This window comes from Hyphobacterium lacteum, from assembly GCF_036330345.1.
Taxonomy (GTDB): Bacteria; Pseudomonadota; Alphaproteobacteria; order Caulobacterales; family Maricaulaceae; genus Hyphobacterium; species Hyphobacterium lacteum.
This window is the reverse complement of the sequence record NZ_JAZDRP010000003.1, coordinates 336,757-360,261: the sequence shown is the minus strand read 5'-3', so window position 1 is coordinate 360,261 and position 23,505 is coordinate 336,757. Positions and strand designations below refer to the sequence as shown.

Here is a 23,505-nt window from a genome sequence, read left to right as displayed (position 1 = left end):
GTCCATGCTCACTGCGCGGCGGTTCGAACCGCCACACTGGTCGCACCAACATAGGTTCCGCCCGGCGTGGTGAAATTGACGAAAATCCGGTTGGCCGCCGGATCATTGGCAATATCGCCAGACGACTGCACAAAAACAGCAAATGTCGCGGTTGAATCCGTTCCCATTGTCAGGGATATCGAGGCTGCGCGACCGGTTTCGCACTCGCCCGTGACGGCATTGGTGCGGCAAATGTCCAGCAGCTCCAGCGATGGTGTCCCGGCGCTCGCCTGAGGCGTCACGTTTACCGTGCCCAGCGAGCGCAGATTGATACTGGCGACCGAAAAGGCACCGGCTCCGCCGCCTGCGGGCAATTCGACAATTCCGTTATTTCCCATCGTAGCCGCCAGAGCGACAATGTCCGGCAGGGACAGGCTGGTGGACGAAAAGCGGAAGGTATTCACCCCGGCGTGGCTGGGTGCCGGTGCCCGATTGGCACAGACAGTATCAATCCTCAGATCGCTGAAAGCCTCGGCGCTCGGACGCGTTAACGAAAAGACAAAGGTCTGCAGCCCGCCTGCGGGGATATCGACACGCGTGCCTTCCGGCGCGCTGGGCAGATTGGTCGCCGGGTCTGTCGGTCTGAATACAAACTGGCCCGGCGATGCGCCATGAAGCTCCAGGCCACAATCCTCGGCGACACTGCCGCTGGATGCCGGGTTGATGATAGCCAGGAAAGCGGTCGCTGGTGTTCCCTGCGCCACGGTGCGGCTGTAGGGAAGGATCGCAGACACGACCGGCATGCCTTCGGGCCGGTAGTCCCGCACATTGAAACCGGCGGTCCGAATAGAGCGGGCATTGTCCGTCGGTGTCGTCGTATCATCTCCCGGTGAACCGGCGAGATGTGGCGCACCGCAGGTCTGGCCAAAACAATCGGAATGGCCGGGATTTGAAAAGCGCGGCACCCAGGCTTCGTTCGCATAATTGGTGGTGTTGCAATTCACGCCCGAACGGCGGCTGTCATACGCCATGATGGTGCGAATGCTGCAATCGATGCGATGGCCGTAGGAATAGAGAAACACGGCAGGGCTGCTCGTATTCTCGACATTATGGGTGGACCCCAGATTGTGACCCACCTCGTGGGCAAAGGTCAGGTCACCGCAATTGGCGGCCGTGCCATTGCCGTCAGGTCCGTCCCCGGTCACGGCAATTCCCAGCACCCAGTCTTCTTCAGGTGTGATGACTTCTTCAGCCCCGAAACCGGGGACATAGGCGACACCGCAATAGGTTTGTTGGGCACGCCAGTACCGGCGCAACATCACCACCACATCCGCACCCAGCGCATTCCGCCATTCCAGGAGGCTCGAGAGATCGCCATTATTGATGCAGCCACCCGGCCCGTTCGAGCATTCGCCGCCATTGACGTCCGGTTCGGATCCGGGATGGCCGAAACTGGCGCCGGCAAACAGATCGTCGATGGATTCCAGCGTCGAGGTTGTTTCGGTCCACACGCCCGGAACCGGCGTGGCCCCGGCAAAACGGGCCCGCAGCCCGGTATCGCTGTCGATCAGGGCCTGGTCGAGCACATTCACCAGGTGCTGCAACCGGGTCATCAGACCCATCCCGTAGAAGCTTCTCATGCCATCCGTATAGACAATGGCAATGTCGATCGTGCCATTCGACCCGGTTGCCACGGCCCGGGCGATGGCCGTTTCATCCAGCGAGATGTCAGGCAATTCGCGGTCCGTCAGCACAGGCGACAGATAATCGGTATCCGGTTCCAGGGGCGCACCATGATCGCGTTGCCAGATGGACGCTTGTCCCGCCGCTGCAGGCGCGAGACGCCAGGCGCCGTTCGGAGTCGCCAGATAGGCGAAGGCTGCACCCGGACCTTCGGTCAGAATGAGCCTGTAGGGCTCACCTGCCTCTGCGAGATGACCGACCCAGACACGCGTCCCGTTTTCTTCGCCCGAACGATCAAATGCGACCGCGTATTCGCCGTCAGGCAGGGTCAGTGTGACCGTGTCGCCCGGAACGGCATCAAGCGCGCTAGCCGATAGCCCTGTATATCCCGGTCCGTCATCGCCTTCGCGTGTCAGCAGCGCATTCTGTGCCAGAGCCGAAGCGCTGAACACCAGAACCGCCAAGGCCGATATCGCCCATTTGAACATCTCGCACTCCCCAGTCGAACCAGCCAATGCTAGCCGGGCCGCAGGTCACCCGGTTTCACTTTCGCGTGAGAGAGATGACGGTCTTGTCAGGCCCGCATCTCGACAGGCAGGCCGGCTTGCGGTCATTGTGCGGGCAGAAAAACGGGGAGAATCCGGATGGACCTGGAAGGCAAGATCGCAATCGTCACCGGCGGCGCGGGCGGGATCGGCGCAGCCGTCGCACGGGAATTTCACTCACGCGGTGTGAAAGTCGCCTGCTGCGACCTTGATGGCGAGGCGGCCCATGCGGTTGCCAGTGAATGCGGCGGGTTCGGCAAGCGCGTCAATGTCGCTGACGAGGGCGAGATGGCGGTCTTCATTTCAGAAGTCGAGCGGGATCTCGGACCGGTCGACATTTTCTATGCCAATGCCGGGGTCGGCTATATGGACGGCCCGCTGGGCGGTGCCGGGTCAGCTCCCAACGCCAATTGGGAGAAGGCCTGGAACATCAATGTGATGCAGGCTGTGTATGGGGCCCGGCTGGTGATCCCCGGTATGGCGAAGCGCGGCGGCGGCGCCTTCATGATTACCGCTTCAGCAGCCGGCCTGCTCGCCCAGATCGGCGATGCGGCCTATTCCGCGACCAAGGCGGCGGCGATCTCTCTGGCCGAGAGCATTTCCATCAGCCATGGCGATGATGGCATCCAGGCGCACGCCATCTGCCCGCAATATGTGAAGACCAACATGACCAAGGATCTGCCCGAGGTGATGACATCGGTCGATGGCATGATCAGTGCCGAGGATGCCGCAAAGACGATTGTCGACGGCGTGGCGGAAAACCGCTTTCTGATCCTCACCCATCCGGTGGTCGCCGATCACTTCGCGAAAAAGGCCGGCGACAGAGACCGCTGGCTGGGTGGCATGCGAAAGCTGCGCCGCATGCTGATGGAGATGAATGGCGGGCGCGTGGTTTAGACCAGCGCAATCACCCCGCCCTGGCCGCCGAACGGTCCGCCTTTCGCGCGGCGGCAGGAAAACAGGGTTTCATCGGCGAACGTACAGGCATCCGACACCCAGATATTGGTTCCGGGAATCCCAGCCTCCAGCAGCTGGCGATGGACAGCGGCGGTATTGTCGAGCTTTGCCCCGCCCTCGGCGTCGACAGGGCCGGCAAGACCGTCCAGCGAACCGAACACATCCACGAAGTCTTCCAGCACTTCCGGGCCGACCCGGTAATTGTTCTGGCTGATAGCCGGGCCAATCGCCGCCAGCAGGTCGGCGGGCTTCGAGCCATAGGCCACATTGAGGGCGTCAATCGCCTGACGGGCGATCTCCTGGACGGTGCCGCGCCAGCCGGAATGAACGGCTGCGATTGTGTTGGCGACGGGATCGTGGATCAGAAGCGGCACGCAATCAGCGGTCTGGGCGACGAGGCCGATACCGGGCCGGTCGGTGATCATGGCATCGCCCTCACCGGCCACGCCATCGGCCGGCGCACGGTTGATCATGATGACGCGATTGCCATGGACCTGCCGGGCAAAGACCAGATGATCAACGCCCAGCGCGGCCCGCACCCGTTTACGATTTTCCGCGACATTGGCATCGGGATCACCTTCGCGGCGCGACAGGTTGAGACTGGCAAACGCCCCCGTGGAAACGCCGCCCGCACGCGTCGTGAAGCCGTGCACCAGACCGGGCCGGTTCAGAATCGGGGATTGGATCAGCGGCAGGCTCACAAAGTCTCCTCCGGCAGAAAGCCGATGCGGTTGTTTCCAAGATCATAGCCCGCGCGCGCCTGTTCAACCGCACTGAGCAGATTGTGAAGCGCCGACCAGTCATCCCTCTCATGGACAGGGGCCCAGGCGGCCTCCATCGTCTCGATCGTCATGTGAACTGGATCGGTCTGCATGAAACAGGAGTGAGCCAGCCGTTCCGGCCGTTCCGGCTTATGTTCTGCGAACAGGTTGGCGAAGGCCTCATATTCCGGTCCGGAATAGTCCCGGTCGGACTGACTGATCCGCCCCTTCTCGCCGCAGAAATGATCAAAGATTGCCGCTTCAAAGGGCAACTGGCTGGCCGCCATAAAGGCGATGAAGGCGCGGACCATATCGCCGGAATTATCCTGTTGCGCCACGCCGAGGCGGCGGCACCAGGCGATGGTCATCTCGCGCTCGTAAGCGTCCGGGAAGGTGTTCAGCACGTCGACCAGCTGGTCACGGTCGCCCACCGGCAGCAATGCCAAAGCCAGCTGCTGAAGCGCCCAGAAGACGGCCTCGGGCTGGCGCGCATAGGCATAAAGACCGGTCTCGTCGAAATAGGCTGCGGTGAAGCCCGGCTTGTAGGTCGGCAAGAAACGCCAGGGCCCGTAATCAAAGCTCTCGCCGGTGACATTGAGATTATCGGTATTAAGGACGCCGTGGACGAAACCGGCCGCCATCCATTGCGCGGCAAGGCGGGCGGTGGCACCTGTCACGGCCTCCAGAAAGGCGGTCGTCCGGGCCGGGCCGCTCAATCCGCTCAGCTCCGGATAGTAGGCAGCGATAGCATGGCCGATCAGAGCCTCAATCCGGTCCGGCGCCTGTTCATAGGCATGCCGCTGAAACGTGCCGAAGCGGACATGGGAGTGCTGCAAGCGTGTGAGCACGGCCCCGCGCGCCGGTGACGGTTCGTCATGGCGGTGGAGCTGATCGCCGGTCTCGAACACGCAGAAAGCCTTGGACGTATAGACGCCGAGCGCCTCGAGCATTTCGGCCGCAAGGATTTCCCGCACGGCACCCTTCAGCGTCAGCCGGCCGTCACCGGTGCGCGACCAGGGCGTCTGCCCGGATCCCTTTGTCCCGAAATCCAGCAGCCGGCCGTTTGGATCCCGCATCTGTGCGAAGAGAAAGCCGCGGCCATCGCCGATTTGCGGGTTGTAGTTCCGGAACTGATGTCCGTGATAGCGCATTGCCATCGGCGGGTGCGGATAGCCCTCGAATGGCCCGAACCGGGCAAAATGATCTTCCTTCTGCGTTCCGGTCAGATCGCCCAGGCCAATTTCCTTCGCCCAGCGCCCATTCCACCAGCGCAGTTTCAGGTCCGGAAAATCTGCCGGATCAACAGGATCGGCGAAATCGGACCCCAGCTCGGCAAATGCCGAAACGGGAGAAAAACTCATAGGCCCAGCCCGTCACGCAAAACCTTGGCCGCCTGCTCGCACTGCTTGTCGGCACCGATTGCGACGCGCGTCATGTTGAAATAGCCGTGCGGCAATCCCTTGGCCAGTTGATAGCTGACCGCGACGCCCGCTGCCTGCAGGCGATCACGATAGGCCTGACCTTCATCAAGCAGCGGATCCAGCTCGGCGGCCACGATATGCGTTGGCGGAAGCCCGGAGAGGTCATCGGCAAACAGGGGCGAGATCCGCGGATCCATGGGATCGGTACCGGCGCAATACGTATCGCGGATCCAGTCGAGCGCGCGCGCAGACAACATGTGCCCCTCAAGCATTTTCGGCTTGATCTTTCTTGTCTCCGCCAGTTGCAGGAGCGGGTAGATGAGGAGCTGGAAATCGATCTTGTCGCGTCGCGCCAGCGTCACGGCCGCGGCCAGCCCTCCACCGGCCGAGTCGCCGGCCACAGCCAGTTTCCCGATCGGCTCGCTTGCTGCCCAGTCCAGAGCGGCCAGGGCATCCTCGAAAGCGGCCGGGAACGGGGCTTCCGGTGCCAGGCGGTAATCAACGGCCAGAAGGCGGCATCCGGTCTGGGCGCACAGGCGCTGGGCAACGCGATGGTGACTGTCGAGATCCCCGAACGCGTAGCCTCCGCCATGGTAGAAGACGATCAGCGCATCAGCGGCATTATCCGGCACATAGAGACGCGCGGGGATTTCGCCGGCCGGACCGGGCACGCTGATTTCCTGGACATCGGCAACAGGCGGTGCCGGACTTTCCATGAAGGGCACCAGCTTGCGCATGGCTGTCCGGCCATTCTTGCGGCTGGTCTCGGGCGCAAACGGGTCCGGCAGACCCGCGCGTTCCATCAGATCGGACCAGTTGAAGGAATTCGCCATGACCAGCAGTTAAGCGCGGCTCGCGGGATTCGCAATGCGATTTAGTGAAGCGTGACGTCCATGTCGCGCTCGAGCCGGCCGGCCAGCGCATCTTCGACCACGCTTTTCAGTGCCCGCCAGGCATCAGCCCGCTCTTCATCGCCGGCTTCTTCCATTTCACCAACCGCCAGATCGGCATAGCCCAGCGCCTTGGCACCGTGACGGTCAACCAGAAGGAAGGCGAGCGAAAGCATGTCAGACGGGGTGATGCGGCTGGCGGTGATCATGGGTCAATCTGGCTCCAAAACGGGTTTGGCTTCTGACAAAGCAAGCTGCTTGCCATTCCGGGTAAGCGCCGAGCAAAGCATTTTCAATGACTTGGATGAATGCAGGCTGACCCGCACGCGGCCAGCTTTGCCGTCAGGTCTTTTCTGCCGGGCGTTTTGAGCCGGGTGCGTAGCCGCCGCCGTCCAGATAGGCGCGCTCCTCCGGCGTAGACGCACGGCCCAACGCTTCATTGCGATAGGGAAAGCGGCCGAACTTGACGATCACATCCCGGTGCAGGCGGGCATGATGGAGATTGGTATTACCGGCCGGCATGCGCGTCGTGAACAGCTCGATGGACATGTCCTGATCGGCCAGATCCTCGGAATGCATGAAAGGCATGTAGACGAAGGAACGCTGGGCCACCGGCAATGCCCGGTCCTGCCCTGAATCAATCATGGTGCGGGCGATCTGTCGGGCCAGCGAGTCGAAATCGAACGCCTTGCCCGAGCCGCGCCAGACATTGCGCGTGAACTGGTCGAACAGGATGAGCAGCGCCAACCCGCCCTCCGGCGTTTCCATCCAGGGATGGATGCCATTGTCGAACCGGCGCGCTTCCTCCTCGATGGTCCTTGCGAACTTCCGGCGGATTTTCGCGTCAAATTCCGGTGTCGACACAAAATGGAGCTTCGGTTCGGTTTCCTCGAACCAGAATTGGAGGATATCGGTGGGTTGGGTCATGGTTGCCAGCGTAGACAAAAGCACAGGGGGGCCAAGTCAAACCTGCGCGAACAGGGCCAGAGACGATATGGTCAGGGCGTCGACGAGCTCGGCCCGTGACACAGGCAGGAGAACCGTGGGTGTCTGCTTGGGATAGAGGACGTATTCGACGCTCGTGCTCACGCAGATCAGAACCATGGCATCCGCGACACGGCGCTCGGCTTCGGTCGGGTTTTCCTGGAATATCAGCTCAGCCATCGCACGATAGACATTCTGCCGGGACGGGTTGGCGTTATCGGGAACGATCCGGTCATCGACGCGGCTATTGAGATGGAGGGCGCGCACAAGTCCGCGATTGTTTTCGAACAGCGCCAGAATATGGCCGATGACAGCGCGAACCCGAATTTCCCTGTCCGGCGATTCGAAGGCGGGATCCGACATCATGGCCGCGAACCACTTCTCCACGCGCTGATTGTAGACCTCGTAGAGTAGCGGAAGCAGCGCTTCCTTGGCCGTGAAGCGGCGATAGAAAGTACCCACAGCGACACCGGCCTGACCCGTTATGTCGGCAATGCTGATTTCTTCAAAACTTTGATTTTCAAGCAATTCAAGCGTGGCCTCGACCAGCCGCGCCTGCATCTCCCGGCCACGTTTCTGGGTGGGCGGGATAATTCTGACGGCCGTCGGGTTGAAATGTGAATTCATATTCGCTTTATATCATTGCGAATTCATATTCACAAATAGTCATGACAGGAGATCGCTATGACTGAGGCTGATCGTTCTTTTGATCTGCGCATCCTTTTCGCCGCCCTGATCGGTGTGCTTGGACTGCTGGCCTGGCAAGTGCTTGGAGGCGGGATCGCCGTCGCGCTGGTCGGAAACAGCAATCCGCTCTTGCTCTACCTTTTCATCAAGGGTGTGTTCGCCGGCTTCATTATTTTGCTGGCAATCCTGTTCGGGCGCCTCGAGGCCGTCGGTTTCAGGCGCCCTGCCGGCCTGTCTTCACTGGTTTACGGCACACCGGTTATCGCGCTTTCGCTACTGCTGGCCTCTCAAATGCTGCAAACCGGACTGGTTGTTTCGCTAGCGGTTGCCGCCGGTTGGGCGCTGATGGCGCTTTTCGTGTCGATCGGTGAAGAGACTGTGTTCCGCGGGCTGCTCTATCGGCTGATGGCGCCGCTCGGATACTGGGCAACGGCTATTGTGACTTCCTCCGCTTTCGGCGCCATCCACCTGCTCGGTCTGTTTTCGCCCCTGCCGGACGCTCTGATCTATGCGCAGTGCATTTTTGCAGCCAGTGTCGGTCTTGTGCTGTTCACCGTGAGAACAGCGGGTGGGTCGCTCTGGACCGTGCTGTTCCTCCACTGGTTTATTGATGCTGCGGCCTTCGTCTCTGCAGGTGGGGTAAATCCGGCTCTGGCAAACGCCGATGAAGCCATTCCACGTTTCCTGTTGGGCGCTGCCATTATGTTGGCCTGGGGCCTGCCGGCTGCAGTCATCCAGAAACGCCGTCTTTCACGAAGGGAAAGCCATCAATCGTCGGGTCCGGATACCGCCGGGGCGGTTGTCGCCTAGCCGCTTCCGCCCTTGTCGTTCGCGTCATCCGCATGAATCCGGTTGGCGCGGACAACAAAGAAAAAAGCGATCGAGCCGAGATAGGATCCCACCACCATGAAGGCCACCATAAGCGGCATGTTGCGCATGCCGGCCCCACTCTCCCCGACCGGGCCCAGCCAAACCAGATCACCGGGATCAACCTGCCGGGTCTGGTGAATCCAGTAACCGAGGCTGGAAAAATCGGTGAAGGCGAAGAACACGCCCATGCCGGCCTGCAGCGCGACGATCGTGTAGATCACGAGGAAAAGTGCCGCGACCCAGCGGCCCATACGGTGCGCCAGGAAATAGCTGGCCGAGATCATCGCCACCAGGACGGCCATATAGTTGGAGAACACCATGTTGGCGGTGTTCAGATAGTCGGCAAACAGGCTCGCGGCTTCATAATCGGTCATTTCATGCCCCCGGCAGCGAGCATGGCGCGCAGCGTGAGGGATGGCAATGCGAGCAAACCATTCCGCATCGGTCGACCGCGAGGCGCCCTCCAACATGAAAGACAAACCAGCTCAATCCGATCTCTTCCGGCAGGCATCCGTTAACCAAAAATCCACCGTGTTTCCAAACCAGATATCAATAGCTGCATTGTATGTTAGCGGTCCCAATTATGGAGGCTGACATGCGTTGGGTCTCAGGAATGAGGGCTCAAACCGTAGAGCTGGCGAAACGCTGGCTAACGAACAAAGGTGGCAATGTCGCCATTGTTTTCTCGCTCGCGCTATTGCCCATGGCGGCGGCAGGCGGAGGTGCCCTGGACCTCGCGCGTGCAGAGAATGTCCGCGACCGGATGCAGCAGGCTGCCGACACGGGGGCACTTGAAGCCATGGTACTCCGCCGGCAGACCGATGCGGTTCGTGTGCAGTCAGCTACCGATCTGACCCGCAACAATCTTGCCGACTTCAACGACCTGACAGACTTTTCGATCGCGGTTTCGGTCTCCAGCACTGATGCGACAGTCGATATATCCACCGCCATACCGACAAATTTTCTGGGACTCGTCGGCATCAATACGATCGAGCCAGAGGTGACAGCGACGGCTCGCGTTACGCCTGGCGATGTACTGCCGATCTGTGTTTTGGCGCTCAACCTGACTGAGGACCGTGGAATCGAAGCGTCCGGCGGCTCCAGCTTTTATGCTGAGAACTGCATCGTACACGTCAATTCGAACAATGATGAAGCCGTCAACTTTAGCGGCGGCGGCTCGCTGAACTCGGGCGAGAATTGTTTCGTCGGTGGCGTAAAACAAGGCCTCGAGAGGATGACACCGGCGCCAACGCCTGACTGTGCTGTCATTGAAGACCCTTTCTACAGCCATTACCGCCCCGTCGTTGGTCCGTGTGATCATGACGAGGAGGTACGCGTATCTGGCCATGAAACATTCGACCTCTATCCGGGCACCTATTGTGGCGGGCTGAATGTGTCCAGCGCTGACAATGTGATCTTCCACCCCGGTGTTTACGTGATCGTTGGTGAATTCCGCTCGACGGGCGGCAGCCGGATGGAAGGTGAGGAAGTCAGCTTCTTCCTGACGGGTGAAGACGCCGGCCTCGAATGGTCAGGCGGTGGCGAATATTATTTCACGGCACCGCAGGACGGGCCGATGCGCTCCATGCTTGTCATGCTCGACCCGGATGAACCGAACATCGGAGACAGAAGTCATCTGTCTGGCGGGGCGGGCACCTATTACGAGGGCAATATCTACCTGCCAAATCAGCACCTTACGGTTTCGGGCGGTGGCATCACCAGCAATCCTTCGCCCTATACGGCTCTGGTGGCGGATACGTTCACCTACTCTGGTGGCAGCACACTTTTGGTAACGGTCGATCCGAACGCGTCCGAGACACCGGTTTCCCGCGAGCTTTATGCCAGCGCCAATCAGCGCATCGTTCTGGTGAACTAACGCCTGATGATGATCTCGGCACTGGCACATGCTCAGGGAAGGATGTTCGCCACCCGAGACTGATAAGATCTATCTTCGCTCTGGCATCTGGCTTGCCCAGCCGAAGCTCGCGTCAGCGAGCGAAGGCTGGTGCCCCTGGCCCGACTCGAACGGGCACTTCCGAAGAAAACGGATTTTGAATCCGTCGCGTCTACCAGTTCCGCCACAGGGGCTCCGTTGCGGGAGGCGGAAAATGCCCGCAACCCTTTCCCAATGCAATAGGCCCGCGCGGCGTCTGTTCACTCCTGAGAAATCGCACTAAGAGGGCGGAATGAGCGAAGCTTCCTATCCCGGTTCAGATGCCTCCGAAGGATTGGTGGCGCGCCTTGTCCATATCGGAGAGACGGCCCCGGAAGACGGCATTTCGCTGGGTGAATTCATCGAGGCGCTCGGCGAGCGGGCCTTCGGGGTCATGCTTTTCGCACTGGCAATTCCGGTGACGATTCCCTTCCTCTACGTCATCCCGCAAATCGTTTCCGTGCCCATGGCGGCCCTGGCCTTCCAGATGGCCGCGGGCCGCAACGAACCCTGGTTTCCGGAAAAATTCCGCGCCCGCCAGATGACCAGGGACGGGCTGGTGCGGATGGGGCGGACGGCCAGCAAATGGTTCGGCTGGATGGAACGTCTGGCGCGGCCGCGTCTTTTATTCCTGTCCGGCCATATCGGCGAGCGCGTGGTCGGTGCCGTCTTCTGCCTGTTCTGCGTCTCCATCCTGACACCCTTGCCGCTGACAAACTCGACACCGGGCATTGCCGTGGCGATCGGATCTCTGGGGCTGATCACACGCGACGGTCTGCTGATCCTGTTGGGATTGCTGCTCGGGATTGTCTGGATCGCCATCCTGGTGATTGGCGGCCCGGCGCTGATCTATGCGCTGATCGAATGGGGTCGCGGAATTGTGAGTGGCGGATAGCCCCTGCGGCTGAATGCGCGCTTTTCCAAGCCCCTGCCACGCCCTAAACTCCATACCATGAATTCGATCACGTCTTGCCTCACTGCCCAGCGCTGGCCGATTCTGGCCGCGATCGCCTCCGCCCTGATCCTCGGGGGCGCCTATTTCTTCCAGTATGTGCTGGGCTATGAGCCGTGCGCGCTCTGCTATGACCAGCGCCATATCCACAAGGCCGTCATCCTTGCCGGGCTGGCTGGCGGGCTGGGCATGATGTTTGTCCCTGCCCTGCAGAAATACGCCATGTGGATCTGCATCTTACTCGCGGCAATCCTGGCCTATTCCGCTTATTTCGCCGGTTGGCATGCCGGGATTGAATATGACTGGTGGGAAGGCCCCGCCAGCTGCACGACAACCGGCTCGGTGGATTTCTCGACGGTTGATCTGATGGCGGTGCTGGATGGAACAGCCCCGGTCGTTCTCTGCGATGAAGCGGCCTGGACACTGCTGGGCATCTCCATGGCCGGCTATAATGCCATCATGTCGTTCGGCCTGGCCATTGCCTCGGCCTATATCGGGATCAAGCGCCGGTGAGCCGCGCGCCGCGCCCCATACTGCCCGGCAAAATTGCCGACGAGGCCCGCACGGCGGAGATGATTCGCGTCGATCATGCCGGCGAATATGGTGCCGTGGCGATCTATGAGGGCCAGCTGGCCGTGTTCTCGAAAATCCCGTCAAAGACGCATATCGCCAACCAGCTGCAGCATATGGCCGAAGACGAGGAGGCGCATCTGGATGCCTTTGATGATTATATCCGCACACGCGGTGTCCGCCCGACCGCGCTGATGCCGATCTGGAAAATTGCCGGGCGCACACTCGGCGTCGCCACGGCGCTGATGGGCGAGAAAGCTGCCCATGCCTGCACCGAAGCGGTCGAGACGGTGATCGAGGGCCATTACACCGACCAGATCGCCGAGCTGGAAGCGGCCGGTGAAACCGAATTATCGACGCGCTTCACCCAGTTCCGCGACGAGGAAGTCGCGCACAAGGACCTCGCCGTCGACGAAGGCGCGAGGGAGGCGTTCGGCTATCCGGTGCTGTCGCGGGTTATCGAAGCTGGCTGCCGCACGGCCATCGCGCTGACGACAAAGATATAGAAGACTCTTTCAGCCGTATTGCCGAACCGCAAAACTGGTTCCCACTTTTGCTGGCAATACTCTAGCGCTCCAGCTCCGCATCCCAGTAGAGATAGTCCATCCAGCTGGCATGCAGGTATTTGGGCGGGAATCGCCTTCCCTGAGCCTGCAGCTGGTGCATGTTCGGGCGATAGGCGCGCGGATCGGGCATGCCGGCCTGGCGGGGTGTGCGTCCGCCCTTCTTCAGATTGCAGGGCGAGCAGGCCGCGACGATATTTTCCCACGAGGTGCAGCCGCCTTTCGAGCGCGGGATGACGTGATCGAAGGTCAGATCCTCGACCTTGTCGCGGCCACAATAGACGCAGGCGAAACCGTCGCGCAGCCAGACATTATAGCGGGTGAAAGCCGGCGCCCGGTTCTGGGCGACGTATTCATGTAAAGCCACAACTGATGGCGCTTCCATTTCCACGGACGGCGAACGGATCTTGTCTTCATAGGTCGAGACCACGGTGACGCGGTCAAGGAAGACATTCTTCACCGCCTCCTGCCAGCTCCACACGGAAAGCGGCCAGTAGGACAGTGGCTGATAATCGGCATTGAGAACGAGACAGGGCCATCCGGACGGGGCCTTTTCAAGCACTTGCATGGCGCCCTCCCTTTTGCGGGGTGGGACCGGCCATGCACATATGCCTAGCAAGCGTCCTGAACACGCACCTCCCTGAACGGTGATGCGGCGGGATTCTCAGCGAATCACGCCGATCTCCGTATGGACTATTTATACCGCCAAATACGTAACGCGCCTATGACGCTGATGTTAACCCTTGAGCAGGGATTTCTCAGGCGTAGGCGCCGGAAAACACCTTGCCCAGAAAACGCCCGCCAATGTCCAGCCCGTCCGGACCAATTCCATGAGGCACGCCGGGCGAGATATGCCACTGGCAGGACGCGCCGGCCTCGGCGAGGCCTTCGGCGGCATCGAACATCATACCCAGCGGAAGGACATCGTCGCGGTCGCCATGGATCAGCTGGATGGCCGGCTTGCACCGGATCTGTTCCTTCAGCGTCATGCGGCTGGGCATGGCGCCGGAATATCCCAGAATACCGGCCGGACCGGGCGACCGACGCAGACCGCAATGCAGGGACATCATGGTGCCCTGAGAAAAGCCGACCAGTGCCAGATCATTATCGGTCAGACCGTAACGGGTCAGCTCCTGATCGATAAAGGTGTTGAGGATCGGCGCCGCCATTTCAACGCCCCGATTGGCCTCTTCCGGATCCAGCCGGGTGATCGGGAACCATTGATAGCCATTGGGCGCGCCCGGCACCGGCTCGGGGGCGTTGGGCGAAACAAATTGCGCATAAGGCAAATCGCGGGCCCACTGACCGGCCAGGCCGATCAGATCCTCGCCATTGGCGCCATAGCCATGCACGAGAATCACCAGCTTGCGCGGCTTTTGCCCGTTGGCGGGTGGCTGTCTGGGTCCGTCAATCATCATCGTTGCGGACTATAGGGCTGAGCGCGGGGACTTGAAGATGGCAAGCGCAGGCGCGAAACACTGAAGACATGAGCGAATTCGTGACCCGATTTGCCCCCTCGCCAACCGGCTATCTGCACAAGGGCCATGCCTTTTCGGCGCTGAGTGCTTTTGATGCTGCGCGCGCGGCAGACGGACGTTTTCTGCTGCGGATAGAGGATATCGACACGACGCGCTGCAAGCCGGAATTCGAGCAGGCGATCCATGGTGATCTGGCCTGGCTGGGTCTCAAGTGGGAGGCCCCTGTCCGACGTCAGTCGGAGCACTTCCCGGAATACCATGCCGCCATTGATCAGCTGGCAGCTCGCGGCCTCGTCTATCGCTGTTTCAAGACGCGCAAGGAAATCCTGGAGGATATTGCGCGTGCGCCGCATCATCCCGGCGAAGGACCGGACGGCGCGATCTATCCCCGCCCGGCCGAACCAATGAGCGCGGACGAGGAAACCGAACGGCTGGACGCCGGCGAGGCCTTTGCCTGGCGGCTGTCTCTGCGCGCAGTCGAGGCCGAGCTGGGCGATCTGTCGCGGCTCACCTTCATCGAGGAAGGCCATGGCCCCAACGGCGAAACGGGCGAGATCGCCATCCGGGCCGATCTGATTGGCGATGTCATTATCGGCCGCAAGGATGTCGGCACCAGTTATCACCTCGCCGTCACCATGGACGATGCGCTGCAAGGCATCAGCCATGTCATACGAGGCGAGGATCTGTTTTTCGCTACGTCCGTGCACCGCATCCTGCAATCCCTGCTTGGCCTTCCCGTCCCCGTTTATCGGCATCATGCCCTGCTGACGGGGCCGGACGGCAAACGGCTTGCCAAGCGGGACAGATCCCTGACGCTGAAATCCATCCGCGATAGCGGCATCAGCGCGCGCGAGCTGCGTCTGCAGCTCGGTTTCAATTGGTGATTTGCCTTTCCCCGGAAGGGGTATAAGCGGGCGATCAGGAGGGGGCATGACCGACACGTCCGAAAAATCTGTGCTTGTGGGCCTGATCGTTCTGATCATGGGGGCAGTGGCTATTGGAATGGCCGCACCGCTGGTCAAGCTGTCGGAACTGGGCCCGCAAACCGTCGGTTTCTGGCGCATGGCGCTGACGATCCCCTTTGCGTTCGCGTGGATGCAGTTCGACCGCAACCCACCCGCCAAGGCCGATGCACCGTCGGGCCCGAAGAAATGGCTCCATCTTGCCTTGCCCGGCCTCTTGTTCGCTGGCGATCTCGCCTTCTGGCATGCCGGCATCAAGATCACGAGCGTCGCCAATGCGACCTTCCTCGCCAATCTCCAGCCGGTCTTCGTGGTGTTGGCAGCCTGGCTGATCTTCAAGGAAACCATCACGCGGCAATTCCTGATGGCAGCCGGACTGGCCGTCGCCGGCGCGGCCCTCCTTTCAGCCGGAAACCTGACCGTGGCCCCAGATCGCTGGCCGGGCGATGCGCTCTCGATTGCTACAGCGGTCTGGTATGCCTCTTATATTCTGGCGGTGCGGCAGGCGCGCCGCTTTGCCTCGACCGGCACAGTGATTTTCTTCACCGCTCTGGTGACGGCGCCCATCCTGGCACTGACAGCGCTTGGCTTTGGTGAAGACATCATGCCTCCCACGCTGACTGACTGGCTGGTGTTGATCGGGCTCGCCGTCGGCGTACAGATTATCGGTCAGGGAGGTGTTGCCTTCGGGCTGGGCCGCGTTCCCGCCCCGGTGGCCTCGATCATTATCCTGATCCAGCCCGTCGTGGCCTCCATCGCCGGTTGGATAATGTTCGGCGAAGCCTTCGCGCCCATGCAATATGCGGGCGCCGCCCTGGTGATGACTGGCGTCTACTGGGTGCAACGGCGTTCACGCACTGCGGCATCTCGCGGCTTGGCGAAACCGCCCGGCAAGGGCTAGAGACGAAGGCATGGCTAACGACACCGCTCAAAATGACGTCTTCCTGCGCGATCTCTGGTATTTCGGGATTGTCGGGGACGAGGTCAAACCCGGCCAGATGGTCCAGAAGGAGCGTCTGGGCGAACTGATCCTGTTTGGCCGCACGCATGAGGGCGAAGCCTTTGCGATGACGGATATCTGTCCACACCGGGCGATTCTTCTGTCCGGCGGCGAAATGGTGAAGGGCGAGACCGGCACCGAGGTTCAGTGCCCCTATCATGGCTGGCGCTTCCGGCCCGACGGACAATGCGCCTTCATTCCCTCGCTGACGGCCGATCAGACCGAGGCGATGGATATCTCGAAGATCAAAGCCAAGACCTATCGCGTGCATGAAAGCTACGGGATTGTCTGGATCTGGTTTGGCTATGACCATGATGCCGAGCCCTGCCTGCCGCCGCCAACCCTCGACATTCCCCGGGATTCGAAAGTCCGGATGTATGAGGAGTGCGATTTCCATTGTGACATGGATGCGGCCGTTATCAGCCTGATGGATCCGGCGCACATTCCCTATATCCATAACCAGTCATGGTGGCGCACGCCCAAGACCATGCATGAAAAGCAGAAGACGTTCGGACCGATCGATCGCGGCTTTTCCATGCTGCCGCACAAGCCGTCCTCGAACTCCTTCATCTACAAGCTGTTCGGCAAAGACATCACGACCGAGATCCAGCTGGAGCTGCCCGGTCTGCGCCCGGAATACATGAAGGCGGGCGACAAGCACGTCACCACGGTGACGATTGTCACGCCGGTGAGCGCCAACAAGACCATCATCTCGATCATTCTCTATTGGAACCATGCCGCGGTCTCGCTGGTGCCGAAATGGCTGATCCGGCGCGCCATCCATGTCTTCATGAAGCAGGATTCAACGGCCGTGGACTCGCAGGCGATCGGTCTGTCCTACGATCCGCCACAGATGTTCATCCATGACAGCGACATTCCGGCCAAATGGTATCTCGCCCTGCGGCGGAACTGGGAGAAGCATCGCAAGGAGGGCGCTGATTTCGTCAATCCGCTGAAAGAAAACAAGACGCTGCGCTGGCGCAGCTAGGGTGCGACAAAGCGTGATTGGACGCGCACCGCGCTGAGGCCTAGGTAATCGCTCATGATGATGTTCCTGAACATATTGATCGTCCTGTCACTTCTGGCTGTACTGGTGACGCTTGTCCTCGGCTTCGTGAATATGGCGCGGGGCGGCGAAGGCGCCGGAGCACGCTCGAACGTGCTCATGCGCTACCGGGTCGGCATCCAGTTCGTCGCCATCATCCTGATGGTGGTGGGCTTCATGATCAAACAGTCGATGGCGGGCTAGCGCTTGGTTCGCCTCACCAAAATCTACACGAAGACCGGCGATGCCGGCCGGACCCGGCTGGGTGACATGTCCGAGGTCGGCAAGACCGATCTCCGCGTTGAAGCGTATGGCAGTGTCGATGAAGCCAATGCCGCTATCGGGCTGGCGCGGGTCATGTTGGCGGGGTCTCCGCTGGATAAGCTGCTCGAGCGGATCCAGAATGAGCTGTTTGATCTGGGTGCTGATCTGTGTGTTCCGGACACCGGCGAAGACCCGGGTTTTGAACCGCTGCGCGTGACCGCAAAACAGGTCGAAGCGCTGGAAACCGCCATCGACGAGTGGAATGCGAAGCTGGAACCGCTGGACAGCTTCATTCTGCCAGCAGGCTCGGAAGCCGCAGCGCGCCTGCATGTCGCGCGCACCGTTTGCCGCCGTGCCGAACGGCGGACGGTGGCGCTGGCTGACACCGATCCGCTGCTGAACCCGGAAACCGTGCGCTATCTCAACCGGCTGTCCGATCTGCTATTTGTGCTAGCGCGCATCGCCAATGACGAAGGCCGGGCCGACGTCAAATGGGTGCCCGGAGCTTCCCGCGATTAATTCCGCTCGGGAACAAGCAATTTGCAACCCCACCGACTAGCCGCTGACCGGCAATCGTCTATTTGTTGCAGTCATCGGCACTCTGCTGCTACCAGATTTATGAGAGACCGGGAGCCTCCCCATGAAATTCCTGACCGCCACCGCCATTGCCACACTGACCGCGACGGCCGCCCTTGCCGATCCGGTCGCCTATGATTTCGACAGGGCTCACACATTGATCGAGGCCAGCTGGATGCACCAGGGGCTGTCGCGCCAATCCCTGCAATTGACCGATTATGACGGCACGCTTCTGCTGGACTTCGACAATCCGTCCAACTCGACCGTCGACATCACTTTCAACCTGGTCGATGGCATCTGGGTGGGTGCACACCATGACCGTTTCATCGCCCACCTGAACTCGGACGAGATCTTCAATACCGCCGAATATCCGACCGCGCATTTCGTAGCCACGGGCTTTGAAACCGAGGATGGCGTGACCGGCACGATGTCCGGCGACCTGACGATTATCGGCGTCACGGTTCCGGTTTCGCTGGATGTCACGCTCAATCGCCTGCGCGATGATGGCACGGCCGGCTTCACCGCCACGGGCACGATTACCCGCACCGATTGGGGCCAGACCATCGGCATCTATGCCGGGGCGGTTTCCGACGAGGTGGTCATCACCATCAATACCGAGCTGCAAGTGGCGGCGACCGACGGCGAATAGCTGACGTCCACGTCACTCTGAACGGAGGCCGGTCCGCTTGGGCCGGCCTTTGTGCATGCGGGTTTGTGCGGTGCGGCAGATGCGTTGACTTCCGCGGTGTGCAATTGCAGTTTCGCGCCCTATTTCTTGTCCAGAGGATTGATGCGGGCTGTTCCACGCCCGCGCAGACCGGGGAAGTTCCATGAAGATACTCGTGCCCGTCAAACGGGTGATCGACTATAATGTGAAAGTGCGGGTCAAACCCGACCAGACAGGCGTCGATCTTGCCAATGTGAAAATGTCGATGAACCCCTTCTGTGAGATCGCGGTCGAAGAGGCCGTGCGCATGAAGGAAAAAGGCGGTGTCGACGAGATCGTGGTGGTGTCGATCGGCCCGGCCCAGGCGCAGGAAACCATCCGCACCGCTCTGGCCATGGGTGCTGATCGCGGCATCCTGATCCAGACCGATGAAACGGTGGAGCCTCTGGCGGTTGCCAAGCTGCTGGCCAAAGTGGTCGAAGAAGAAGCGCCGGGCCTGGTCATTCTGGGCAAGCAGGCGATTGATGACGATTCGAACCAGACCGGCCAGATGCTGGCGGCCCTGCTCGACTGGCCGCAGGCGACGTTCGCCTCGGAAGTCGTGATTGATGGCGGCAAGGCCAGCGTCACCCGCGAAATCGATGGCGGACTGCAAACCATTGCTGTTGAAACGCCGGCGGTCATTACCACCGATCTGCGTCTCAACGAGCCGCGCTATGCATCGCTTCCGAATATCATGAAGGCCAAGCGCAAGCCGATCGATATCAAGGCGCCTGGCGATTATGGCGTCGATATCGCACCGCGCCTGTCGGTCGTAAAGGTCACCGAGCCTGCCAAGCGCGAAGCCGGTATCAAGGTCGAAAGCGTCGCCGAACTGGTCGACAAGCTGAAGAACAAGGAAGGGGTGATCTGATGAGCATCCTTCTCGTCGCCGAACACGATAATGCCACCCTCAATGACGCCACGCGCGCAGCCGTCTCTGCTGCCAAGGCAATCGGCGGGGACATTCACGTCCTGGTCGCCGGATCCGGTGCCGGTGACGTCGCCAAGGCCGCTGCCGGTCTCGACGGTGTCGCCAAGGTGCTGCACGCCGACGCTGAGGTTTTCGCCAAACCGACGGCCGAAGCGCTGGAAGCGCTGGTTGTGCCGTTGATGGCGAATTACGATGTGCTGATGGCGGTCGCCTCCACGACGGGCAAAAACTTTGCCCCGCGTGTCGCCGCCAAGCTGGACGTGATGCAGCTGTCCGAGATCGTCGCGGTGGAAAGCGCCGACACCTTCGTGCGTCCGATCTATGCCGGCAATGCGATGATGACGGTGAAGTCTTCCGACGCGAAGAAAGTCATCACGGTTCGCCCGACCACGTTTGAAAAGGTGGGCGATGGCGGCTCTGCCAGCGTCGAGACCATCGATGCGCCTGCGGGTCCGTTCAAGTCGCAATTCGTGTCCGAAGAGTTGTCCAAGTCGGACCGCCCGGAACTGACGGCAGCCAAGATTGTCATCTCTGGTGGCCGAGGCATGCAGTCGGGCGACAATTTCGTCCTGTTGGACAAGATTGCCGACAAGCTGAACGCCGCGGTCGGTGCCTCGCGCGCCGCTGTGGATGCCGGCTATGTGCCGAACGATTATCAGGTTGGTCAGACCGGCAAGGTCGTGGCCCCCGAGCTCTACATCGCCGTGGGCATTTCCGGTGCCATCCAGCACCTGGCCGGTATGAAGGACTCCAAGATCATCGTCGCCATCAACAAGGACGAAGAAGCGCCGATTTTCTCGGTCGCCGATTACGGACTGGTGGCAGACCTGTTCAAGGTCCTGCCAGAACTGGAAGAAGAACTGACCAAGGCCGGTCTCTAGGGACCCACGCCGTCCGCTTCAGGAAAGGCCCCGGAGCTTCCGCTCCGGGGCTTTTTCTATGCGTGCAGACCTATTCTGCGCGATCAATGAAGGCATCCTCGACAGGAATGGCGACACCGTTGCGCCAGTTGATGGAAGCGATTTTCCATTCGCCTTCCGTCCAGACCGCAACGAATGTGTTGACGCCGGTGACGAAGACCTCGTCCGTATCTGTGCGATAGCCTTCATAGGCACTCAGCACCGTCGCGACCTCTCCATAGATATAGGTGGCGCGCCGGGTTTCGCGTTCGACAAATCCGACCTGCATCAGGAATTCACTGCTGGCTTCGATGTAATCGTCGACGGTGAGCGTGCGAGCAAGTGTCGTGCCATCGGGCCGCGGATTGACGACCGTCATCGACCCGTCTGGCAGGAACTGGCTGCGCATCTGATCCCAGTCGCGCTGCTCTCCGACACCGCCGGAAATCACCGCATAGGTCGCATCGATCAGCGCATCGAGTGAGTCCTGGTCCTGTGCGAAAGCGCCGGCACTGAAGCCAGCGGTCAAAATTGCGGCCGCGAATAGCCGTGCAGAATGGATCATCTCATCCCCCTCGTTCTGGCGGGGGACTATTCCCCTCCGGACGGAGGAGAGCACGTTAATTCGTGGTCATGCGATCAGCCGGTGCGAATGGCCGCCTCGATCAGGGCATGGGCATCCTCGGAATTCCATTCAGCATCACGCGGCATGCGGCCCATCTCGACGCCGCGGCGGCTGTAAAGGATGGATATTGGCAGCCCTCGTGCACCAACGGATGTCGGGCCCGCAAAGGAATTGTCATGGTAGACAGGCAGATTCTCCAGACCGTTTTCCTGGAAGAACTGCTCCGCCAATTCAATCCGGCGATCGGCACTGATGGTGACTACCTGGAAGTCGTCGCCGCCATAGCGCGCCTGCAATTCATCCAGAGCGGGCATCTCGACAATGCAGGGGGCGCACCAGGTTGCCCAGTAATTCACCAGAATGACCTGTCCCTCGAAATCGGCCAGCGTGCGCTCGACGCCTTCAGGATCAATGAAGGTATGCGACGGCCGGGGCGGGGCGTCATCGAGCGTCCGGAATCCCGACATTTCACCCCGCGCATAGGTTTCCAGCCCAGATGCCGCAGGCCGGCCCATACCGGAAAACAGCACATAGACGATTGCCGCCAGCAAAATGACCGTGCAAGTGATAATACCGATCTTGATATGCGATGCCTGCATCGCTGAACCCTTTCACGACTGGACCCGGCCATGACGGACGGAAAGACAAGTAATGCACTCTGGGGCGGCCGCTTCTCCGGCAAGCCCTCTGAAATCATGGAAGCCATCAATGCTTCCATCGGGGTCGATCAACGACTCGCGCTGGAAGACATTGCCGGTTCCATGTCGCATGCGGGAATGTTGGCCGCGACCGGTATCATTTCAAGCGAAGATGGCGCGGCAATCCAGCGCGGTCTCGAACAGATCCGTGGAGAGGTCCTTTCAGGCAAGATGCAATGGTCGACTGCGCTGGAAGATGTTCACATGAATATCGAAGCGCGTCTGAAGGAAATCATCGGTGAACCGGCGGGCCGCCTGCACACGGCGCGGTCCCGGAATGACCAGGTGGCAACCGATTTCCGGCTCTGGCTGCGTCAGGCCTGTGAGCGCATGCAGATTCTGCTGGAGGCTTATCAGACCGCACTGGTCGCACGGGCCGCAGAGCACGCCGACACCGTCATGCCCGGCTTTACCCATTTGCAGACCGCCCAGCCGGTCAGCCTTGGCCACCATCTCCTGTGCTGGGTGGAAGCCGCCGAGCGGGATCGCGGGCGCTTTGCCGATGCCTCTAAGCGCATGAATGAATCGCCGCTGGGCTGTGCCGCCCTCGCCGGCACGGCTTTCCCGATCGACCGCGAAATAACCGCTGAAGGATTGGGCTTCGACCGGCCGATGGCGAACTCGCTGGATGGTGTGTCCAGCCGCGATTTCGCGCTGGAAGCCCTGTCGGCGGCCACGATCTGCGCGGTGAATTTGTCACGCTTCGCTGAAGAAATTGTCCTGTGGACCTCCAAGCGCTTCGGCTTTGCGCAGCTGACGGATGCCTTCTCGACCGGTTCGTCGATCATGCCGCAAAAGCGTAACCCGGACGCTGCCGAGCTCGTTCGGGCCAAGCCTGGACGGATCGCCGGCGCGCTGCAGACACTGATCATAGTCGTCAAGGGGTTGCCGCTCGCCTATTCCAAGGATCTGCAGGAGGACAAGGCACCGGTCTTCCAGGCGTTCGACGATCTGGAACTGGCGCTGCTGGCAATGACCGGCATGGCGGGTGATCTCAGCTTCAACACCGCCGTGATGGAAGCCGCGGCCGGGGAAGCCTATTCCGACGCCACCGATCTGGCCGACTTCGTCGTGCGCGAACTGGGCAAACCCTTCCGTGAAGCCCACCATATCGCTGGCAGTCTGGTGAAACTCGCCGAAGGCAAGGATGTGCCGCTCGCAAACCTCACCCTGACGGACATGCAATCGGTAGAGCCGGGCCTGACCGACAAGGTCTTCTCCGTCCTTTCCGCGCGGGCTTCAATGGAAAGCCGGACCAGCTATGGCGGAACCTCACCGGTCCGCGTAAAAGAACAGGTAAAGCTCTGGCAAGAGCGGCTGAAGGAAAGGCAGGCCCAATGAAAAAGCTCGTGACCCTGATCGTCATCATTGGTGGCCTGACCGTGGCAGGCTGCGGGTTGCGGGGCGATCTCGAGCGTCCGCCACCGGCGTGGGGCGGACCGGAGCAGGCACAGGACGCCTCCTAGCTCACCAAGATGTAATGCAGGCGCTGCTAGGCGTTTGACCGTGAGATGCTAGTTTCC

General features: G+C 60.8%; 28 protein-coding genes and 1 tRNA gene. 16 read left to right on the top strand and 13 right to left on the bottom strand.

All coding sequences use genetic code 11. The annotated features are described in order from the left end of the window. Nucleotides 1–8 precede the first annotated feature (8 nt). Complete coding sequence (locus tag V0U79_RS06615; protein ID WP_330198692.1) at nt 9–2,150, bottom strand: reprolysin-like metallopeptidase; 2,142 nt, start codon at nt 2,148–2,150, stop codon at nt 9–11. A gap of 156 nt (nt 2,151–2,306) precedes the next feature. Here V0U79_RS06615 and V0U79_RS06610 point away from each other — a divergent pair, with 156 nt between their 5' ends. After that, nucleotides 2,307–3,104, top strand: a complete 798-nt coding sequence (locus V0U79_RS06610; RefSeq protein WP_330198691.1) for an SDR family NAD(P)-dependent oxidoreductase — start codon at nt 2,307–2,309, stop codon at nt 3,102–3,104. Here the strand turns inward: V0U79_RS06610 and pgeF are convergent. The 6 genes from pgeF to V0U79_RS06580 all read right to left on the bottom strand — a co-directional run bounded on the left by pgeF (nt 3,101) and on the right by V0U79_RS06580 (nt 7,847). Further along, on the bottom strand, nt 3,101–3,865 hold the full coding sequence (gene pgeF, locus V0U79_RS06605; RefSeq protein ID WP_330198690.1) for a peptidoglycan editing factor PgeF: 765 nt from the start codon (nt 3,863–3,865) through the stop codon (nt 3,101–3,103). The genes V0U79_RS06610 and pgeF overlap by 4 nt on opposite strands. Next, entirely contained in the window at nt 3,862–5,286 is a 1,425-nt protein-coding gene (locus V0U79_RS06600; RefSeq protein WP_330198689.1) for a protein adenylyltransferase SelO family protein, read from the bottom strand. The genes pgeF and V0U79_RS06600 overlap by 4 nt, the downstream gene beginning before the upstream one ends. Then, nucleotides 5,283–6,179: an alpha/beta hydrolase gene (locus tag V0U79_RS06595; protein ID WP_330198688.1), complete on the bottom strand. Its 897-nt coding sequence runs from the start codon at nt 6,177–6,179 to the stop codon at nt 5,283–5,285. Before V0U79_RS06595 ends, V0U79_RS06600 begins: the two co-directional genes overlap by 4 nt. A gap of 41 nt (nt 6,180–6,220) precedes the next feature. Next, a complete protein-coding gene (locus V0U79_RS06590) occupies nt 6,221–6,445 on the bottom strand; it encodes a hypothetical protein (RefSeq protein WP_330198687.1) in 225 nt (74 codons plus the stop codon). Between the two features lie 133 nt (nt 6,446–6,578). Next, nucleotides 6,579–7,163, bottom strand: a complete 585-nt coding sequence (locus tag V0U79_RS06585) for a DUF924 family protein (RefSeq protein ID WP_330198686.1) — start codon at nt 7,161–7,163, stop codon at nt 6,579–6,581. Between the two features lie 36 nt (nt 7,164–7,199). Beyond that, on the bottom strand, nt 7,200–7,847 hold the full coding sequence (locus V0U79_RS06580; RefSeq protein ID WP_330198685.1) for a TetR/AcrR family transcriptional regulator: 648 nt from the start codon (nt 7,845–7,847) through the stop codon (nt 7,200–7,202). Nucleotides 7,848–7,904: 57 nt separating this feature from the next. Here V0U79_RS06580 and V0U79_RS06575 point away from each other — a divergent pair, with 57 nt between their 5' ends. After that, a complete protein-coding gene (locus V0U79_RS06575; RefSeq protein ID WP_330198684.1) occupies nt 7,905–8,717 on the top strand; it encodes a CPBP family intramembrane glutamic endopeptidase in 813 nt (270 codons plus the stop codon). On the opposite strand, the gene V0U79_RS06570 is transcribed toward V0U79_RS06575, so the two are convergent. After that, nucleotides 8,714–9,151 (bottom strand): hypothetical protein, encoded by a 438-nt coding sequence (locus V0U79_RS06570; RefSeq protein ID WP_330198683.1) that lies wholly within the window; start codon nt 9,149–9,151, stop codon nt 8,714–8,716. The two genes, V0U79_RS06575 and V0U79_RS06570, sit on opposite strands and share 4 nt — an antisense overlap. A 221-nt stretch (nt 9,152–9,372) precedes the next feature. Between V0U79_RS06570 and V0U79_RS06565 the strand changes: the two genes are divergently transcribed. Further along, on the top strand, nt 9,373–10,653 hold the full coding sequence (locus V0U79_RS06565) for a TadE/TadG family type IV pilus assembly protein (RefSeq protein ID WP_330198682.1): 1,281 nt from the start codon (nt 9,373–9,375) through the stop codon (nt 10,651–10,653). Nucleotides 10,654–10,780: 127 nt separating this feature from the next. On the opposite strand, the gene V0U79_RS06560 is transcribed toward V0U79_RS06565, so the two are convergent. Then, a tRNA-Leu gene (locus V0U79_RS06560) sits at nt 10,781–10,865 on the bottom strand. 98 nt (nt 10,866–10,963) lie between these two features. Between V0U79_RS06560 and V0U79_RS06555 the strand changes: the two genes are divergently transcribed. Genes V0U79_RS06555 through V0U79_RS06545 form a run of 3 tightly spaced genes read left to right on the top strand, consistent with a single transcriptional unit; the run spans nt 10,964 to nt 12,738 of the window. Then, nucleotides 10,964–11,605 carry an exopolysaccharide biosynthesis protein gene (locus V0U79_RS06555; protein ID WP_330198681.1) on the top strand — a complete coding sequence of 214 codons (642 nt, stop codon included), beginning with the start codon at nt 10,964–10,966 and terminating at the stop codon, nt 11,603–11,605. Between the two features lie 57 nt (nt 11,606–11,662). After that, nucleotides 11,663–12,175 carry a disulfide bond formation protein B gene (locus V0U79_RS06550; RefSeq protein WP_330198680.1) on the top strand — a complete coding sequence of 171 codons (513 nt, stop codon included), beginning with the start codon at nt 11,663–11,665 and terminating at the stop codon, nt 12,173–12,175. Between the two features lie 59 nt (nt 12,176–12,234). After that, nucleotides 12,235–12,738 (top strand): demethoxyubiquinone hydroxylase family protein, encoded by a 504-nt coding sequence (locus V0U79_RS06545; protein ID WP_373696452.1) that lies wholly within the window; start codon nt 12,235–12,237, stop codon nt 12,736–12,738. Between the two features lie 61 nt (nt 12,739–12,799). Here the strand turns inward: V0U79_RS06545 and V0U79_RS06540 are convergent, their stop codons facing one another. After that, the gene (locus V0U79_RS06540) at nt 12,800–13,363 is read right to left on the bottom strand and encodes an HNH endonuclease (protein ID WP_330198678.1); all 564 of its coding nucleotides are present in this window, start codon (nt 13,361–13,363) and stop codon (nt 12,800–12,802) included. Between the two features lie 190 nt (nt 13,364–13,553). Beyond that, nucleotides 13,554–14,213 (bottom strand): alpha/beta hydrolase, encoded by a 660-nt coding sequence (locus V0U79_RS06535; protein WP_330198677.1) that lies wholly within the window; start codon nt 14,211–14,213, stop codon nt 13,554–13,556. A 68-nt stretch (nt 14,214–14,281) separates the two neighbouring features. On the opposite strand from V0U79_RS06535, the gene gluQRS reads away from it, so the two are divergent. The 8 genes from gluQRS (at nt 14,282) to V0U79_RS06495 (ending at nt 20,641) form a co-directional block, all read left to right on the top strand. Further along, nucleotides 14,282–15,157: a tRNA glutamyl-Q(34) synthetase GluQRS gene (gluQRS, locus tag V0U79_RS06530; protein WP_330198676.1), complete on the top strand. Its 876-nt coding sequence runs from the start codon at nt 14,282–14,284 to the stop codon at nt 15,155–15,157. 46 nt (nt 15,158–15,203) lie between these two features. After that, a complete protein-coding gene (locus tag V0U79_RS06525) occupies nt 15,204–16,136 on the top strand; it encodes a DMT family transporter (RefSeq protein ID WP_330198675.1) in 933 nt (310 codons plus the stop codon). A 10-nt stretch (nt 16,137–16,146) separates the two neighbouring features. After that, nucleotides 16,147–17,223: a Rieske 2Fe-2S domain-containing protein gene (locus V0U79_RS06520; RefSeq protein ID WP_330198674.1), complete on the top strand. Its 1,077-nt coding sequence runs from the start codon at nt 16,147–16,149 to the stop codon at nt 17,221–17,223. A 54-nt stretch (nt 17,224–17,277) separates the two neighbouring features. After that, nucleotides 17,278–17,484 carry a twin transmembrane helix small protein gene (locus V0U79_RS06515; protein WP_330198673.1) on the top strand — a complete coding sequence of 69 codons (207 nt, stop codon included), beginning with the start codon at nt 17,278–17,280 and terminating at the stop codon, nt 17,482–17,484. 3 nt (nt 17,485–17,487) lie between these two features. Next, a complete protein-coding gene (locus V0U79_RS06510; protein ID WP_330198672.1) occupies nt 17,488–18,063 on the top strand; it encodes a cob(I)yrinic acid a,c-diamide adenosyltransferase in 576 nt (191 codons plus the stop codon). Nucleotides 18,064–18,184: 121 nt separating this feature from the next. Continuing rightward, nucleotides 18,185–18,769, top strand: a complete 585-nt coding sequence (locus V0U79_RS06505) for a YceI family protein (RefSeq protein WP_330198671.1) — start codon at nt 18,185–18,187, stop codon at nt 18,767–18,769. 181 nt (nt 18,770–18,950) lie between these two features. Next, nucleotides 18,951–19,700 carry an electron transfer flavoprotein subunit beta/FixA family protein gene (locus tag V0U79_RS06500; RefSeq protein ID WP_330198670.1) on the top strand — a complete coding sequence of 250 codons (750 nt, stop codon included), beginning with the start codon at nt 18,951–18,953 and terminating at the stop codon, nt 19,698–19,700. Beyond that, nucleotides 19,700–20,641, top strand: coding sequence for an electron transfer flavoprotein subunit alpha/FixB family protein (locus V0U79_RS06495; protein WP_330198669.1), 942 nt, complete (start codon nt 19,700–19,702; stop codon nt 20,639–20,641). Before V0U79_RS06500 ends, V0U79_RS06495 begins: the two co-directional genes overlap by 1 nt. Nucleotides 20,642–20,711: 70 nt before the next feature. Here V0U79_RS06495 and V0U79_RS06490 read toward each other — a convergent pair whose 3' ends face one another. Both V0U79_RS06490 and V0U79_RS06485 read right to left on the bottom strand, forming a co-directional pair. Further along, nucleotides 20,712–21,224, bottom strand: coding sequence for a hypothetical protein (locus tag V0U79_RS06490; protein WP_330198668.1), 513 nt, complete (start codon nt 21,222–21,224; stop codon nt 20,712–20,714). A gap of 74 nt (nt 21,225–21,298) precedes the next feature. Further along, nucleotides 21,299–21,883: a TlpA family protein disulfide reductase gene (locus V0U79_RS06485; protein WP_330198667.1), complete on the bottom strand. Its 585-nt coding sequence runs from the start codon at nt 21,881–21,883 to the stop codon at nt 21,299–21,301. Between the two features lie 30 nt (nt 21,884–21,913). On the opposite strand from V0U79_RS06485, the gene argH reads away from it, so the two are divergent. Beyond that, complete coding sequence (gene argH / locus V0U79_RS06480) at nt 21,914–23,323, top strand: argininosuccinate lyase (RefSeq protein WP_330198666.1); 1,410 nt, start codon at nt 21,914–21,916, stop codon at nt 23,321–23,323. Next, entirely contained in the window at nt 23,320–23,448 is a 129-nt protein-coding gene (gene lptM / locus V0U79_RS06475; protein ID WP_330198665.1) for an LPS translocon maturation chaperone LptM, read from the top strand. The genes argH and lptM overlap by 4 nt, the downstream gene beginning before the upstream one ends. Nucleotides 23,449–23,505 lie beyond the last annotated feature (57 nt).